We start from the raw sequence: 17,872 nt of genomic DNA, 5'->3' as shown, positions 1-17,872 counted from the left end.
CTCCGTTGCGGAGCCTTTCAATTTGTAACGATGGCCTATTTGATAGCAAAGGTTGGCAATGATAAATGCCAACGAATGGCACCAAGCCTAATCAATAGTGTTGAGAACACGCCAGCTAAAAATGCAGTTTCTGAGTCGTGTCCCATGCTGATCGCCATTGTATGGAAAGCGCCGCCAATGATGCAAGCGGTCGCGTAGACCTCACTTCTTAGAATCATTGGTACTTCACGGGCAAGTACGTCACGGATAATACCGCCACCGCAGCCGGTGATGACACCCATGATAATAGCAACCAATGCAGAGTCTTGATAAATCAGTGCTTTCTCGACACCAATGCCAACAAATACCGCTAAGCCGATCGCATCACATACTGGAAGGATCCACCAAGCCAAACGCTTTGGGCGTCTTACTATAATCATGGTCAGCAAACAGGTGGTGATGATGACCCAAAGGTAGGTGGTATCGGTGATCCAAAATACGGGAGTCGCACCTAATGCCATGTCTCGAATTGTACCGCCACCAATTGCAGTAACACTGCCTAGAACGGCGACGCCAAAGGGATCCATCTTAAGACGGCCAGCGACAAATACACCTGAGACGGCAAAGATGGCAGTGCCAAATAAATCGATAATATAAAGCAGCATGGAGTCCATGATACTGGTGCTCTTATAGTTAAAATTGTAGGGATAGGTCGGTGGCGAATTGTACGAAAAAACGCAGCAAATAGTTAGTGATTTTGCCTAGCTCTATCGAAGAAATCGCACACTTGTTGGATCGCTTTCAAAGTTCTCGTTGTCGGGCGATTAATCCAGTCAGAATTGAGGGACCAAATCTGATTTTGAGCGACAGCTGGGATCTCATCTTCCCATGTTTGCCACATGGTTCCATTCTCAATCGCGTGCTGAGAAGTGAAGATCACTTGCGGTTTTCTTAAGACAACTTGTTCAATTCCAACTTGCGGATAAGGGGATGCGCTGTCTTCAAAAATATTGCGGCCACCACAAAACTCAAACACCTCACTTGGCCAGTGCCCTTGAGCAACTGTGATGATCGGTTTCTCACTGAGTTGGTAGAAGTAGTTTACTGGCTCGGCATCTTTGTATTTTATTCTCAACGCCTTGAGCTGCTCTTTGTATTGCTGAGCGTTATTTTCGCCAATGCTTGGATCGCTAGCGTATTGGCTGAGTTGTTCAATATTGGTTGCGATACTGTTTAGGCTTTTGGTCTTGGAGTAGTAAAGATTAAAACCAAATTGCTCTAGTTTCGCCAGTTCTCTGGGCGGGTTTCCGGCTGGCCACGCAAGAATCAAATCAGGCTGAAGTGCAATGATCTTCTCAACCTTGATGCCTTGGTAATTCGCCACTTTCTCTAGCTTGTCAGCTTGTGGTGGGTAATCACTTCGCTCACTAACCGCGACAAGCTTATCACCTAAACCAGCGCTGTAGGCGAGCTCAGTGGCGTGAGGAGCAAGGCTTACTACGCGTTGAGCTGGCTGTACTTTTTCTGGAGTCAGCGATGTTTCTTCTGCAAATGATAAAGGCAGCCATAAGCTGGAAGATAAAAGAGTAAGTCTTGTAACAAGTGCTAAAGGTTTCACTCTAAATCCCTTGGTGAACAAATAGTAAGATTAGGCTTTGTAAAAATATCCAGATAGCGATACGGCCAAATAGTAGCTTCTGAACCTGCGACAAATGCAGGGCGGATGGGGCGATTCTGCCACCTAATTTGGCTCGAATGGCTTTGGTGTTGTCGTAAATCGCTGGGCCACCCAATGACAGCTCAAGCTTGTTGCCAACGGCCGTGATTAACCATGCAGGGCCGGGCAGTGGCCAAGAGCGACTTTGGACTAGCATCATTTTAAATGTGTGCGTGGCTTTATCACCACATACGATCATCAAAGCAAATAAACGCATCGGTATAAATTCGAGAATAGCGACGATCTTGATTGCCGTTGATCCAAATGGAGAAAATTGCTTGCGACTTGGCGACCAAGCTCGAGCTAACTCGACTACTAGACGATACATTAACGCGGCGATGCCACCACCAATGGCGTACCAGAACAACACACAAACCACGTTACGAGCGTAACCCATGATGATGGTTTCTACGGCGGCTTTACCTAGGCCAAGTGATGACAGTGATTCAGGTTGACGATTAACAATCGGCGCCAATAACTGGCGAGCCGTGGCTTTATCTTCTCGACCAAGTGCTTTGATCAGTTGGTTTGTTAGCTTTTCATTGTTGCGCCAATCAATCGCCAGTAATAACAGTGCTAATTCAAACAGTTGAGATTGCCAAACCAATGGTTGCAGTGCTAATAGAATTACTAGACTCGGCAGTACCATCAACCCCCAAGCTAATGTGCCCGAGATTAAGCTTTGGGAATAGTTTTGGTTGTTATTAACCTTGCTTGCTAAAAGCTCAGCAAACTTATGCCATAAGGTTGTGGGATGTGCGGCATGGGGGATAGGTAAAATCAAATGAAAAAGCAGTGCTCCCCACATTACAAGGAGCACGCCATTTGCAAATACCTGATCAAACAGTGTTTGCATGTCTAGTCGCTTAGTTTAGTAGGGCAACCATCTTGATAACCATTTCTGAAGAGCTTTGTGCTGCTAGTGGCAGAAACTCTTCGAAGCTCATTGGTGATTCTTTGTCTGCAACGTCAGAGATTGCACGAACAACCACGAATGGTACTTGGAATTGGTGACAAGCTTGAGCGATAGCCGATGCTTCCATCTCTACAGCTACGACAGATGGGAAGTGCTTGTGAATGAACGCTTGACGTTCTGCTGTGCAAACAAATGCGTCGCCAGTACAGATAAGACCGCGAACGGCGTGCTTATCTTCCATTTGTGCTAGTGCTTGTTCAGCGACAGCCATCAGCTTGTCGTCAGCTTTAAATGCTGCAGGTTGACCTGCCATTTGGCCGATTTCGTAACCGAAAGCTGTAACGTCTGCATCGTGGTGACGAACTTCAGTTGAGATCACGACATCACCAAGGTTCAGTGTTGAATCAAAACCGCCAGCAGAGCCCGTGTTTAGAACAACATCTGGTTGGTATTCGCTTAATAGGATTGAAGTCCCAACAGCTGCTGCTACTTTACCAATGCCTGATTGAAGTAAAACAACGTCAACACCATTTAGCTGACCAGAGAAAAAGGTACAACCGCCTTTATTAACTTCAGTAATGTCTGAAATTGCTGCTTTTAGGATCGCAACTTCTTGCTCCATTGCGCCAATGATGCCGATTTTCATGTGTAGTCTCTTAATAAATAATATTTAAACAGTAGAGCGAAATTGTAGCATGGATAAGAAGTGTCGAGCGACTGCCCAGAGGCACTTCTCATCCGAATAGCAGTGATTTATCTGCGGATTCTTTTATCTATTTGATTAGGCCTTCGCTTTTTAAGCTAGCACGAAGTTGTTCTGCACGTTTTCTGTTTACGCCAAAATCAGAATGGCCAGTGCGAGATTCTGAACGCACGATCAGTTTGTCATCAGTGATCTTAAGTTCTAAGTCATCGACAAAGCGCATGATGCGAGAAGTACATTCAATACGCAGATAATCTTCTGTTTTACTCGCGGTTTTCGATCCAGGTAAAGTTAGTGCAACCTGCTCAATCGCATCTAAGTTTGCTGAGTCAGATAACTCAAACGTGTCCAATGCATGCTGCTCACGGTCATCTTGAGTTGATACGCAGTTTGGTTTGTCTCCACAAGGTGATGAAGTTCTGTCTTTCATGTTCGTGATTCCTTGGCTGCATGCGGTTAAAGTTAAAAGAGATAGAGAAAGGAGAGCGGCTTTTTTCATGGTGTTTCCTATGGCTTGTTTTTAATTCTAATTGTAGTTATCGGCATTGGTTTATTTGTAATTGTTTTACGTATTTTCGTGATGCTTGTGATAAACGTATCTAATTTAAAAAAGGATCCATAATTGGATCCCTTTTTTATAGTAACGAACTGAGTAATAAAGGAAACCTAGTCACACTTCTAGGTAATCCAATATTCCTTCCGCGGCTTTACGGCCTTCATCGATAGCAGTCACCACTAAATCAGATCCTCGAACTGCATCACCACCTGCAAAGATCTTACTGTTGGTGGTTTGGTATTGAAACTCTTGCTGTCCGGGAGCCTTGATGCGACCCCATTGGTCGAGCTCTACACCAAATGGTTCTAGCCATTCCATTGCATGAGGTTGGAAACCAAATGCCATGATCACAGCATCGGCTTCTAGAACATGTTCACTGCCTTCAACGGGTTCCGGACGACGTCGGCCTGCTTCATCTGGTTCACCTAGCGCCGTTTTCACCACTTTGACGCCAGTAACATGACCTGATGAATCGGTTTCCAATGCTAATGGCTGAAGGTTGAACATGAACTTCACGCCTTCTTCTTTTGCATTCTTCACCTCACGGCGAGAGCCTGGCATATTGGCCTCATCACGACGATAAGCACAGACGACGTTAGCAGCATGCTGACGAATAGACGTTCGAACACAGTCCATCGCAGTATCACCACCACCAAGCACGACCACTTTTTTGCCTTTCATGTCGATGAATGGCGTTGGATTATCCAGCTCCATGACCTTGTAGGTATTGGAAACAAGAAAGGGTAGAGCATCATAAACGCCCGGTGCTTCTTCGTTGTCTAACCCAGCTCGCATGTTTTTATAGGTACCGACCCCTAAGAAAACGGCATCATAATCATCGACAAGTTGTTGTAGTTGAACATCTTTACCGACTTCGGTATTCATCTTAAATTCGACACCCATACCACTAAAGATACGGCGACGGTTTTCCATGATGCCTTTCTCGAGTTTGAACGATGGGATACCAAACGTTAGTAGGCCACCGATCTCCGGGTAGCGGTCAAATACCACGGCCTTCACACCGTTTCGAACTAAGATATCAGCTGCAGCAAGACCTGCGGGGCCAGCGCCAATGATCGCGACCTTTTTGTCGGTCCATTCAACGTGAGACATGTCTGGTTTCCAGCCCATCTCAAACGCTTTGTCATTGATGTATTTTTCAATGTTGCCGATGGTTACTGCGCCGAAATCGTCGTTGAGGGTACAAGAGCCTTCACATAGACGATCTTGAGGACAAACTCGGCCGCAAACCTCAGGCAAGCTGTTGGTTTGGTGAGACAGTTCAGCCGCTTCGATAATACGCCCTTCATTGGCAAGCTTGAGCCATTGAGGGATATAGTTATGGACTGGACACTTCCATTCACAGTAGGGGTTACCACAGTCTAGACAGCGGTCAGCTTGCGCTTTGGCTTGTTGCTTAGTGAAAGGTTCGTAGATCTCTACAAACTCAATCTTACGTATCTTGATTGGCTTCTTCGCTGGGTCTACGCGATTCACATCAATAAATTGGTATACATTCTGGCTCATTATTGGCTCCTTCCAATTATTGCGCTTGAACACGAAGTTCAGCAGAGCTACGACTTTGGTGGCCGAGCAAGGTGTTAAGATCCGCCGTCTTTGGCTTCACTAAGTAGAACTTCGGAATCCATTCATCAAAGTTCGCCAGAATAGCTTCAGCGTGTACTGAGCCCGTTTCTTCTAAGTGTTCTGCAATTAAGCCACGCAGATGTTCTTGGTGGATAAATAGGTCAGACAGAGAAAGTGCCTCGACCGACTCGTTGTTCACTCGGCCTTGGAAGTCTTCATTCTTATCCATCACATAAGCAAAACCACCTGTCATACCCGCGCCGAAGTTCACGCCCGTTGCACCAAGAATGGCAACAATACCACCAGTCATGTATTCACAGGCGTTGTCACCCGCACCTTCAATCACAGCAACCGTGCCTGAGTTACGTACACCAAATCGTTCGCCAGCAGTACCAGCAGCAAACAGCTTGCCTCCGGTTGCGCCATACAGACAAGTGTTGCCGATAATGGTCGCTTCGTTACAGGTAAATGCGGTGCCTTGGTGAGGCTTGATAACCACTTTTCCGCCAGCCATGCCTTTGCCAACATAGTCATTGGCATCGCCTGTTAGGTAAAGCTCAACACCACCTGCGTTCCAAACTGCAAAAGATTGGCCTGCGGTGCCGTCGAGGTACAACTTGATTGGTGAACCTGCCATGCCTTGGTTGCCGTATCGCTTAGCAATTTCGCCAGAGATACGAGCGCCAATCGAACGATCGGTGTTGATCACGTTGTAGTAAAGGCTGGTGGATTGACGTTTCTCAATTGCATCGATTACGTCATCAAGGATCTGTTGGTTGAGCTGAGCCTTATCAAACGGTGCGTTTGGTTCTGTCCAAAACAGTGGATGACCTTCAGTAGATACCGGAGCTTCCAATATCGATGAAAGATCCAATTTACTCTGCTTCGCCGTGAGACCTTGAACGGCTTCAAGCAAATCAGTACGGCCAATCAGGTCAGTAAGCTTTTCTACGCCAAGCTCTGCAAGGTATTGGCGAACCTCATCGGCTAGGCCGGTAAAGTAGTTCACCACCATGTCTGGTAGGCCTTTGAAGTATTCACGACGTAGGGTTTCATCTTGAGTCGCCACACCTGTCGCACAGTTATTTAGGTGACAAATTCTTAAGAACTTACAACCCATTGCTACCATTGGTGCAGTACCAAAACCAAAGCTCTCTGCACCTAAAATCGCACCTTTGATAACATCGAGGCCGGTTTTTAAACCACCATCGACTTGCAGGCGAATTTTATGACGAAGCCCGTTGGCGACGAGTGCTTGTTGAGTTTCAGCTAAGCCAAGCTCCCAGGGACAACCTGCGTATTTCACTGAGGTCAGTGGGCTTGCTGCGGTACCGCCGTCGTAACCTGAAATGGTGATCAGGTCGGCATAAGCTTTCGCCACACCTGTAGCAATGGTGCCGACACCCGGCTCAGATACTAACTTCACTGAAACCAAGGCTTTAGGATTAACTTGCTTAAGGTCGAAAATCAGCTGAGCCAGATCTTCGATAGAGTAGATATCGTGATGCGGAGGAGGGGAGATCAGAGTCACGCCTTGAACTGAGTATCTCAGCTTGGCTATTTCTGCGGTGACTTTATGACCCGGCAGCTGACCGCCTTCTCCTGGCTTCGCACCTTGCGCGACCTTGATTTGTAGAACATCCGCGTTGCTTAAGTAATGTGGCGTCACACCAAAACGACCGGAAGCTATCTGTTTGATGCGCGAGTTACGATCAGTCCCAAAGCGTCGTGGATCTTCACCGCCTTCACCAGAGTTAGAATAACCACCTAATCGGTTCATCGCCATGGCCAGCGCTTCATGAGCTTCGGGGCTCAAGGCACCAATCGACATCGCGGCAGAATCGAAGCGTTTAAAGAGATCGCTACTTGGCTCGACTTGCTCTAGCGGCAGAGGTTGTTCGGCTTTTTTAAGGCTCATTAAGTCGCGCAGCATAGCAGTAGGACGAGCATTAACTTGCTTCGCAAAAGATTGATAATCCGATGTTTCACCCGTCTTTACAGCGGTTTGCAAGGTACTGACTACGTCTGGGTTGTAGGCGTGGTATTCGCCGCCATGTACGTATTTGAGTAAGCCACCATGTTCCAGTGGTTTACGTTTTGTCCATGCTTTACGAGATAGGTTATAGATGTCTTGTTGGAAGTCGCTAAAGCTAGCGCCTTGGATGCGAGTCGTTACGCCACGGAAACACAGATCAACAACATCGGTATGTAAACCTACTGCCTCAAATAACTGCGAGCAGCGATACGAAGCAATCGTTGAGATACCCATCTTCGACATGATCTTATACAGACCTTTGTTGATGCCGTTTTGGTAATTTTGCAATGCAGTGCGATAGTCTTTATCTAATGAACCATCGTCCAACATTTTGCCCAGAGCTTCATAAGCGAGATATGGGTAAACTGCGGTAGCACCGAAGCCAAGCAGTACGGCAAATTGGTGCGGGTCACGTGCGGTTGCTGTTTCAACCACGATGTTAGCATCACAACGTAGGTTGTTGTCTGCAAGTCTGGTTTGTACGGCACCGACAGCCATGGCGGCAGGAACTGGCAGCCTACCTTTTTCTAAACCTTTGTCTGAAAGTACAATCAAAACTGCACCATCACGCACTTCTTCCACTGCACGATCACACAAGTCGTTGATGGCTTGTTCGAGATCTTTATCTGCCGGATCATAGTGCATGCTAAGAATAGCGTGACCATAATGCTTTTGACTTAACTGCAGAAGCTGCTGCATATCAGAGTAAAGCAGCACCGGTGAATCAAACGTCACACGATAAGCGTGGCCATCGGTTTCACAGAATACATTCATCTCTTGGCCGATACTGGTCGCCAAAGACATCACGTGTTTTTCACGCAGAGGGTCAATCGGTGGGTTGGTTACTTGGGCAAACTTCTGACGGAAATAATCCGTAATAAGACGTTCTTTAGAAGACAGAACGGCCATTGGCGTATCATCGCCCATCGAGCCGACCGCTTCCTGTCCCATATCACCGAGTACGCGAAGTACTTGGTCTGATTCTTCGTTACTCATCGCAAATTGTTTTTGATAAGTTTTTAGTGTGTCATCGTCAAAGCTACGCTTACCGACTTGATCATCTGACAATTCGGAAAACGGTGTTAATTTGTGAACGTTCTTTTCCATCCACTCTTTATAAGGGTGTCGACCTTTCAGATCATTGTCGATCTCATTAGATTGCCATAGCTTGCCGCGACGAGTGTCAATAACAAGCAGTTCACCAGGCCCAACGCGACCTTTCTCTGCTACTTCATCTGGCGCGTAGTTCCAAATACCCACTTCTGATGCCAAAGTGATCAGGTTGTCTTTGGTAATGACATAGCGTGCTGGACGTAAGCCGTTTCTATCAAGGTTACATGCTGCATAACGACCATCTGAAAGTACGATACCAGCTGGGCCATCCCACGGTTCCATATGTTTGGAGTTGAAGTCGTAAAAGGCACGTAACTCAGGATCCATATCTGGGTGGTTTTGCCAAGCGGGCGGCACAAGCATACGCATCGCTCTGAACACATCCATACCACCAGCAAGGAACAGGTCGAGCATGTTATCTAAGCTTGATGAGTCTGAGCCTGTCTCATTTACAAAAGGTGCGGCTGTTTGTAAATCAGGCAACAGTGGTGAGGAGAATTTGTAAGCACGAGCCTTAGCCCATTGACGGTTGCCTTCGATGGTATTGATCTCACCATTGTGCGCCAAATAGCGGAATGGCTGAGCCAATGGCCAACGTGGCTGAGTATTGGTTGAGAAGCGCTGGTGGAACAGACATATCGCCGATTCCATACGTAAGTCAGCGAGATCGAGGTAAAATCGCGGTAGATCGGCAGGCATGCACAAGCCTTTGTAAACCATGACTTGGGTCGACAGGCTACAAATATAGAAATCTTTGTCTTCGGTGATCTGCTTTTCAATTCTACGGCGAGCGATATAAAGGCGTCGTTCAATATCGCGTTCACGCCAGCCAGCAGGGGCTGAGATAAAGACTTGCTGAATATTAGGAACGGAATCTTTGGCGATTGGACCTAATACATCGGTGTTGGTCGGCACAACGCGCCAACCCGCGATGGTTAAGGTCTCGTGAGCGAGCTCTTTATTGACGATGTCTTGCGCGGATTGTGCTTTGATTGGGTCTTGGCTGAAGAAAACCATGCCGACAGCGTATTGCTTGCCGAGCTTGAAGTTATTCTCTTCTGCAATAATTCTGAGGTAGGAGTCTGGTTTCTGTAGTAATAAGCCACAACCATCTCCGGTTTTGCCATCCGCGGCGATACCACCACGGTGTGTCATGCGATCGAGGGCTGAAATAGCAGTTCGTACCAATTTATGACTAGGTTGGCCTTCCATTTGCGCTATTAAACCAAATCCACAGTTGTCTTTTTCAAGACTAGGATCATATAGAGCCATTGCAATTCTCCCTTTTGCTTCTCTGTCATCCAGACAGTAAATGACTAACTATTCATATACTTGTTGTTTTTTATAAACTTGTTCTTATATAAACTGATAGTTTGTTTTTAGCTAGTTAAAACGTTATTAGCTGTGTTAACAAAACCTATTGGTTTTATTTTCATCAGCTTTACAACGTATAGCTAATTGTGTTTAAGGTCAAGTTCATGGTTAAGTATCATGCGTAAACGCGATTAGCCACGTAATAACCTGAAATAATAGAACTATATCAAAGAGATATGAAAGCCAGTTGTTAACGGGATTTAACAGCTATCGTAGATGTATTGAAAGTGACAGGCAGAAAAAAGGCTAGCATCGAGTGCTAGCCAAATACAAAAGTTAGGAAGGGTGTTGCTTTTTCCCTAAGCTAACGTCAGCGACGTTAGCCCGAGAAATATTATGCGGAAAGCATGAGTGAATCAGCTTTCGCTTCTAAGTTTGAGTTACCCATTAAGAAGTCATCAATCGCAATTGCACATTCACGGCCTTCGTTAATACAACGTACGACTAGCGACTGGCCAGTACGCATATCACCAGCAGCGAAAACGCCTTTCTGGTTCGTCGCGTAACCTTCAGAGGCCACGTTACCGCGCTCATCCAGTTTAATGTCTAGCTGAGCCAGTACACCTGTTGGTTCTGGGTGTAAGAAGCCCATTGCTAGGAACGCCATATCACAAGGAATAACACGTTCAGAGTTAGCCACTTCATCAAAGCCTGGACGCTCGCCTGGTTTCGCGTCTTGCCAAACAATGTCTGCAATACGTAGACCCGTCACTTGACCTTTATCGTTGCCGATGAATTCTTTGGTCAGGATGTTCCAATGACGCTCACAACCTTCTTCGTGAGAAGTGGTGGTTTTCATGATCATTGGGTATTGAGGCCAAGGCATGTTCGCAGGACGTTTCTCAGGTGGGATCGGCATGATCTCAACTTGAGTAATGCTTGCTGCCTTATGGCGGTTTGAAGTACCCACACAGTCAGAACCTGTATCACCACCACCGATAACCACAATGTGCTTATCTTTAGCATGGATTTCTTCGGTCTTGAGATCTAAATCGTTGGCACGGCGGTTATTTTGACCAAGGAATTCCATAGCAAAATGCACACCTTCCAACTCACGACCTGGGATTGGCAAGTCGCGTGGAACCGTAGAACCACCCGTTAGTAATACTACATCGAACTCTTGACGTAGTTGTTGAGCATTAACATCAACACCAATGTGCTGGTTAACTTTAAACTCAACGCCCGCTTCAGCCATTAGGTTGATCTTACGATCGATGACGTCCATACCCAGTTTGAAATCTGGAATACCGAAGCGAAGTAGACCACCTACTTTTTCGTCACGTTCAAATACCGTTACTGAGTGACCAGCACTGTTTAGCTGTTCAGCAGCGGCTAGGCCAGCAGGACCTGAACCGATCACGGCTACCGTTTTACCTGTGCGAGAACGTGGCGTTTTCGGTTTTGCGTATCCTTCACGGTACGCAGTTTCAACAATTGTTTTCTCGATATTACAGATAGTGATTGGATCTTGGTTGATACCAAGAACACAGGCACTTTCACAAGGAGCAGGACAAACACGACCTGTAAACTCAGGGAAATTGTTGGTAGAGCTTAGAATGTTCCAAGCCTCTTCCCAGCTGTCACGGTAAACCGCGTCATTGAATTCTGGGATGATGTTACCAATCGGACAGCCGTTGTGACAGAAAGGTACGCCACAGTCCATACAACGAGATGCTTGAGTATTGATCTTTTCACCAAACTCTTCGTTAAGTACGAACTCTTTGTTGTCTTCGATACGAACCGATGGGTCGAGCTTCTTTGGAAGCTCACGACCGTGTTCTAAAAATCCAGTAGGCTTACCCATTATACTGCCTCCACTTCTTCCGTTTGTGCCTGTTGTGCTTCAGCTTTACGCTTCTCAAGAACTGCTTTGTAGTCACGAGGCATTACTTTAACTAGTGATGCAACGCTTGTTTCAAAGTTGTCTAGGAAAGACTGAGCAACTTCACTTCCTGTGAATTCAACATGCTTCGTTAGCATATCGAGTAGAAGATCTTTATCTTCTTGTTCAATTGGGTCTAGGTCTACAAGTTCTGCGTTGAGCTTGGTTTCGAAGTCACCTGCTTTATCCCAAACATAAGCGACACCGCCACTCATACCTGCAGCAAAGTTACGACCCGTTGAGCCAAGGATAATTGCCGCGCCACCTGTCATGTACTCACAACCGTGATCACCAACACCTTCAACTACAACCTTCGCACCTGAGTTACGAACACAGAAACGTTCGCCAGCCATACCGCGAATGAAAGATTCACCAGAAGTGGCACCGTAGAAACATACGTTACCCACTACGATGTTGTCTTCTGCAACGATAGAAGATTTCGCATCTGGGTACAGTACCAATGTACCGCCAGACAGACCTTTACCCCAGTAATCGTTCGCGTCGCCTTCGACTTCGAACTTAACGCCTTTCGCAAGGAATGCACCGAAAGATTGGCCCGCACTACCGTGGAACTTAACGTTCATTGGTTGTGGTAAACCTTGGTCTTTGTAAACCTTCGAGATTTCGTTCGACAGCATGGTACCTGCAGAGCGATCCGTGTTGATGATAGGGAAGGTCGCATTCACGGCTTCGCCTTTCTCAAGTGCTGGAATTGCAGCTTGAATCAACTTACGGTCTAGAACGTCTTCTAGGTTGTGATTTTGTTTTGTCTGGTTGTAGATACCGTCTTCAGCACGAGCCTGCTCAATGTGCAGTACTGGTGTTAGATCTAGGTTCTTGTACTTCCAGTGGCCGATGTCATCGCGAACTTTAAGTTTGTGTGATTGACCAACCATTTCGTCGATAGAACGGAAGCCAAGCTCAGCCATTACTTCACGTAAACCTTCAGCCATGTATTGGAAGAAAGTCACTACGTCTTCTACGCGGCCGTCGAAACGCTCACGCAGAGTTTTGTTCTGTGTTGCAATACCAACAGGACATGTATTTTTGTGACACTTACGCATCATGATACAGCCTTCAACAACCAATGCTGCTGTTGCTACGCCCCATTCTTCAGCGCCTAGTAACGTTGCGACTGCAAGGTCTCGTGGTGTTTTCATCTGACCATCAGACTGAACAACGATACGGTTACGCAGGCCGTTTTTCAGTAGTGTTTGGTGCGTTTCTGCTAGACCCAGTTCCCAAGGCAGACCTGTGTGACGGATAGAAGACATCGGAGATGCACCTGTACCACCATCAAAACCTGCGATAAGTACCACGTCAGCTTTTGCTTTCGCTACGCCTGATGCAATCGTACCTACGCCTGCTTCCGATACTAGCTTCACGTTTACACGGCCATTACGGTTAGCATTTTTCAGATCGTAGATTAGTTGAGCCAAATCCTCGATTGAGTAGATATCGTGGTGTGGCGGTGGCGAGATAAGACCTACGCCCGGAGTCGAGTGACGTGTTGCGCCGATCCAGTCATCAACCTTATCACCAGGTAGTTGACCACCTTCGCCAGGTTTCGCACCTTGAGCCATCTTGATTTGCAGCTCATCAGCGTTAGATAGGTAGTAAGACGTTACACCAAAGCGACCAGAAGCCACCTGTTTGATTGCTGAACGTTCCCAGTCGCCATTTTCTTTACGCTCGAAACGTGCTGGGTCTTCACCACCTTCACCTGAGTTTGATTTCGCGCCAATGCGGTTCATCGCAACAGCGAGTGTTGAGTGAGCCTCATGCGAGATTGAACCAAAGCTCATTGCGCCTGTTGCGAAACGCTTAAGGATGTTCTCGATTGGTTCTACTTCCGCTAGAGGAATAGAGCCTGCAGGGTTCTTGATGAAATCAAGTTGGCTACGTAGCGTTGCTGCGTTGTCGCCTTGGTCATCGACTGCTTTTGCGTACTTCTTGAATTGACCGTAATCTTTGTTACGCGTCGACTCTTGAAGTAGAGAAATCGTTTCAGGGTTGAACAAGTGTTTCTCACCACGTTGTTTCCACTGGTAAACACCACCAACGTCAAGAATTTGAGCTGGGATTTCACGAGCAGGGTAACCAACACGGTGACGAACCAGTACTTCTCGTGCGATATCGTCGATCGTTAGACCTTGGATACGAGAAACAGTACCAGTAAAGTATTTTTCAACCACCGATTTGCTAACACCAAGGGCTTCAAAAATTTGAGCACCATGGTAAGACTGTAACGTAGAGATCCCCATCTTAGAGAAGATCTTCAGTAGACCGCCGTTGACACCTTTACGGTAGTTATCGAAGAACTCACGTGGGTGTACGTTTGGATCTAGCTTCTTAGTACGTTGCAATTCAACAATCGTTTCAATAACTAGGTATGGGTTAACTGCGTTCGCACCGTAACCGATAAGTGTTGCAAAATGGTGAGTTTCACGAGCATCACCCGTTTCAACAACGATGTCACACTTAGCGCGTAGACCTTTACGGATTAGGTGGTGGTGAACCGCGCCAACTGCCAGCATTGCTGGAATAGCGGCGTGGTTAGAGTTAACGGCACGGTCAGTCAGTAGAATGATAGAGTAACCATCAATCACTGCGTCTTCTGCGTACTGACAGATACGCTTAAGTGCGCGCTCTAACTTGCCTTGATCTCCGTTTGCTTGGAATACGATATCTAGCGTCTTCGATTGAAGGTGCTCGTTATCGATTGCACGAAGTTTCTCTAACTCTGAGTTAGAAAGAACAGGAGACTCAAGTTCCACTTTTTGACAGTGTTCAGGTGTTTCAGCAAGTAGGTTCTGATCTTTACCTAGGTAAGTGTTCAGAGACATAACCATACGCTCACGAATCGGGTCGATCGGCGGGTTAGTTACTTGTGCAAACAACTGCTTAAAGTAGTTTGAAAGGTGCTGCGATTGATGAGACAGAATCGCTAGCGGCCAGTCAGCACCCATTGCAGAAAGTGGCTCGTAGCCTGTTTTTGCAAGAGGGAGAATGATTTCGTTTACTTCTTCAGAGCTCACACCAAACGATTGCTGTTTGTGAAGCAGTTTCTCTGGAGAAGGTTGGTTAAATTCGTTGCTCGCATCCGGTAGCTTTTTCAAGCTCAGAAGATTCTCTTCAACCCATTTTTCGTAGGGTTGCGATTTAGCGATACCGTCTTTCACTTCTTCATCAGAAATGATGCGGCCTTGCTCAAGGTCAGCAACGAAGATACGACCAGGCTGTAGACGACCACGGTATTCAACGTTTTCTGGTGCGATTTCTACTACGCCAGATTCAGACGCCATTACTAGGAAGTCGTCTTTGGTCACCGTGTAGCGAGAAGGACGCAGACCATTCCGGTCAAGTGTTGCACCAACTTGAACACCATCGGTGAAACATACTGATGCAGGGCCATCCCATGGTTCCATTACGTTCGCGTGGTACTGGTAGAACGCACGACGAGTTGGATCCATGTTTTTGTTTTCTTGCCAGGCTTCAGGGATCATCATCATCAATGCGTGTGGCAGAGTACGACCTGAAAGAACAAGAGGCTCAAGCGCCATATCGAAGTTTGATGAATCCGAGCTACCTTCCTGACAGATAGGAAGCAGCATGTCGATTTCAGCTTGTGTGAACAGATCCGATTCAAGGATCGCTTCACGCGCTTTCATCCAGTTTAGGTTACCGCGAACCGTGTTAATTTCGCCATTGTGTGCGATATAACGGAAAGGCTGAGCTAGACGCCAACGTGGGAATGTATTGGTAGAGAAACGAGAGTGTACCAGTGCTAGAGCTGTCACCATGGTTGGGTTTTGCAGATCTAGGAAGTACTGAGGAACTTGTTCTGTTGTTAGCTGACCTTTGTACACCAATGTCTTGTAAGACATAGAGTTGATGTAGAAGTCATCACCGATATTTGACACGCTTTCTAGGCAAACACGAACGGTGTAGTTACGTAGAACATACAGTTTGCGCTCCAGTTCTTCTGGAGTGATACCAGGGCCGCCAGAGATAAATACGTGTTCAAATTGAGGTTCAGTGCTTAGTGGGTCAGCACCAATCATTGAATTGTCAGTTGGAAGTTCACGGTAACCGATAACTTCTAACTCTAGGCGCTGTGCATTGCGTTCTAGAATGTCACGACACTGTGCACGTTTGTGTTCATCTTTAGGGAAAAGTACAACACCAACACCATATTTTTCAAAAGATGGCAGTTTAATTCCAAGCTTTACGGCTTCTTCTAGTAAGAATTCGTGCGGCTTCTGTAGCAGGATACCTGCACCATCACCAGAACACGGATCGCAGCCTTGGCCGCCACGGTGTTCCATACGTGCAAGCATATCGAGTGCTTGAGTTACTACATCATGAGATTTGCGATTCTTTAGATGCGCAACAAAACCGATACCACAAGCGTCATGCTCCAATTCAGGAGTATACAGACCCTGTGAGTTCTGCTCTTGATCTACCATAGATACATCCTTCCAGTTAAATCTAGGCGCAACTTATTTGTATAAAGTTAGCCTTGTCCTTTTATATTTATGGGTCTAAACCTGCCTATGCTGGCGGTTTGAATCCTTTCCGTATCTCGCAGGAAAAGTATTGCGAGAAAAACAATCCTTAGTGATATCCGTTTATTTTTAACCACAAACTAGTGGTTTATATAGGTGGGATATGGGTATCACCGACTTATCAGCAAGTTTTGGTTGTAAGTAAATACTCAAAAACAGCCAATATGTGTAAGTATCCTACAATTTTGTCTAGGCGAATTGCAATGAAAGTTGCCCCATGTAGACCATTTTTTTCGTTTTATTTTGAATTTAATGCACAACAAATGTGCAACATTAGGCAAATAGAGCTGATTTTTTGCATGTTTATTGATATTTGATAGGTTGCTCGCAAAAAGCTTTACGTAAACTATTTGGTCGAATTTTGCAGGGATGTAATTTTTTTTCAAAAAAGACTGATATTCATTCTTATTTACTGAGAACTTTGAAAATATGCAATTACATGAGTTGGTTAATACTATCGGCCAAGATCTTCAGCGTCGTTATGGTGAGAAGGTTCATAAGCTGACACTTCATGGTGGTTTTAGCTGCCCAAATAGAGATGGGACCATCGGTCGCGGTGGATGTACTTTTTGTAACGTTGCTTCGTTTGCGGATGAACAAACTCAAATTCAAAGTATTGCTGATCAGCTAAAAGATCGCGCCGGTGAGATCGCTCGTGCGAAGAAGTATCTTGCTTATTTTCAGGCATACACCAGCACTTATGCTGAAGTCCAAGTGCTCAAAAATATGTATGAAGAAGCGCTTAAAGCACCAGGTGCCGATATCGTAGGTCTTTGTGTTGGCACTAGGCCAGACTGCGTGCCTGATTCGGTATTGGAACTGCTAGCGGGTTACGTGGAACAAGGCTATGAGATTTGGCTAGAGCTAGGATTACAAACAGCCAATGATAAAACCCTTAAACGAATTAACCGTGGTCATGATTTTGCGGTGTATGAAACGATCACTCAGCGCGCACGGGCTTTAGGTATCAAAGTTTGTACGCACCTTATCGTCGGCCTGCCAAAAGAAACCAAAGTCGATAATCTGGAAACGTTGGATAAGGTATTAGCTGTTGGTACTGATGGTATCAAGCTTCACGGCCTTCATATTGTTGAGGGCAGTACCATGGCCAAAGCGTGGAAAGCTGGCAAACTCGAAGCGCCGACCCTGGAAGAGTATATTGATATCGCCAGTGAAATTATCCAGCGTACGCCTGCAAATGTGGTTTATCATCGTGTATCTTCAGCCGCTCGTCGTCCGACACTTCTTTCGCCATTGTGGTGTGAAAACCGCTGGTTAGCGATGACTGAAATTGGTCGTGAACTCGATAAAACAGGTGCGCAGGGCATCAAAACAGGTACGGCTTTCAAGTATACGCTCCCTGTATTAAATAGCGCCAATTTATAGAAATGCGTGGGAGTAGGTAACAGCAGATTAAACCAGCAAATAGTGGTAACATTTCC

Annotated in this window: 10 protein-coding genes; 1 reads left to right on the top strand and 9 read right to left on the bottom strand. The window is 46.2% G+C overall.

The features are described 5' to 3' along the window. Positions 1–35 precede the first annotated feature (35 nt). The 9 genes from OCW38_RS12365 to gltB (OCW38_RS12325) all read right to left on the bottom strand — a co-directional run bounded on the left by OCW38_RS12365 (position 36) and on the right by gltB (OCW38_RS12325) (position 16,331). Positions 36–653 (bottom strand): TRIC cation channel family protein, encoded by a 618-nt coding sequence (locus tag OCW38_RS12365; RefSeq protein WP_016789753.1) that lies wholly within the window; start codon positions 651–653, stop codon positions 36–38. A 74-nt stretch (positions 654–727) separates the two neighbouring features. Beyond that, the gene (gene btuF / locus OCW38_RS12360) at positions 728–1,597 is read right to left on the bottom strand and encodes a vitamin B12 ABC transporter substrate-binding protein BtuF (protein ID WP_010434768.1); all 870 of its coding nucleotides are present in this window, start codon (positions 1,595–1,597) and stop codon (positions 728–730) included. Position 1,598: 1 nt separating this feature from the next. Further along, positions 1,599–2,552, bottom strand: a complete 954-nt coding sequence (locus tag OCW38_RS12355; protein ID WP_261894228.1) for a cobalamin biosynthesis family protein — start codon at positions 2,550–2,552, stop codon at positions 1,599–1,601. A 10-nt stretch (positions 2,553–2,562) separates the two neighbouring features. Next, entirely contained in the window at positions 2,563–3,258 is a 696-nt protein-coding gene (gene mtnN / locus OCW38_RS12350) for a 5'-methylthioadenosine/S-adenosylhomocysteine nucleosidase (protein WP_261894226.1), read from the bottom strand. A 127-nt stretch (positions 3,259–3,385) separates the two neighbouring features. Further along, positions 3,386–3,814 carry a DUF1499 domain-containing protein gene (locus OCW38_RS12345; protein ID WP_010434771.1) on the bottom strand — a complete coding sequence of 143 codons (429 nt, stop codon included), beginning with the start codon at positions 3,812–3,814 and terminating at the stop codon, positions 3,386–3,388. Positions 3,815–3,985: 171 nt separating this feature from the next. Next, positions 3,986–5,398: an FAD-dependent oxidoreductase gene (locus tag OCW38_RS12340; protein WP_016787584.1), complete on the bottom strand. Its 1,413-nt coding sequence runs from the start codon at positions 5,396–5,398 to the stop codon at positions 3,986–3,988. A 16-nt stretch (positions 5,399–5,414) separates the two neighbouring features. Further along, complete coding sequence (gene gltB / locus OCW38_RS12335; RefSeq protein ID WP_261894223.1) at positions 5,415–9,878, bottom strand: glutamate synthase large subunit; 4,464 nt, start codon at positions 9,876–9,878, stop codon at positions 5,415–5,417. Between the two features lie 436 nt (positions 9,879–10,314). Beyond that, positions 10,315–11,784, bottom strand: coding sequence for a glutamate synthase subunit beta (locus OCW38_RS12330; RefSeq protein ID WP_010434774.1), 1,470 nt, complete (start codon positions 11,782–11,784; stop codon positions 10,315–10,317). Beyond that, complete coding sequence (gene gltB, locus OCW38_RS12325; protein WP_261894220.1) at positions 11,784–16,331, bottom strand: glutamate synthase large subunit; 4,548 nt, start codon at positions 16,329–16,331, stop codon at positions 11,784–11,786. Before gltB (OCW38_RS12325) ends, OCW38_RS12330 begins: the two co-directional genes overlap by 1 nt. A 528-nt stretch (positions 16,332–16,859) precedes the next feature. Between gltB (OCW38_RS12325) and OCW38_RS12320 the strand changes: the two genes are divergently transcribed. Next, on the top strand, positions 16,860–17,816 hold the full coding sequence (locus OCW38_RS12320) for a TIGR01212 family radical SAM protein (RefSeq protein WP_010434776.1): 957 nt from the start codon (positions 16,860–16,862) through the stop codon (positions 17,814–17,816). Positions 17,817–17,872: the final 56 nt, after the last annotated feature.

The organism is Vibrio cyclitrophicus, from assembly GCF_024347435.1.
Lineage (GTDB): Bacteria > Pseudomonadota > Gammaproteobacteria > Enterobacterales > Vibrionaceae > Vibrio > Vibrio cyclitrophicus.
The sequence above is the reverse complement of the archived record's forward strand: the minus strand, read 5'-3'. Positions and strand labels throughout refer to the sequence as shown.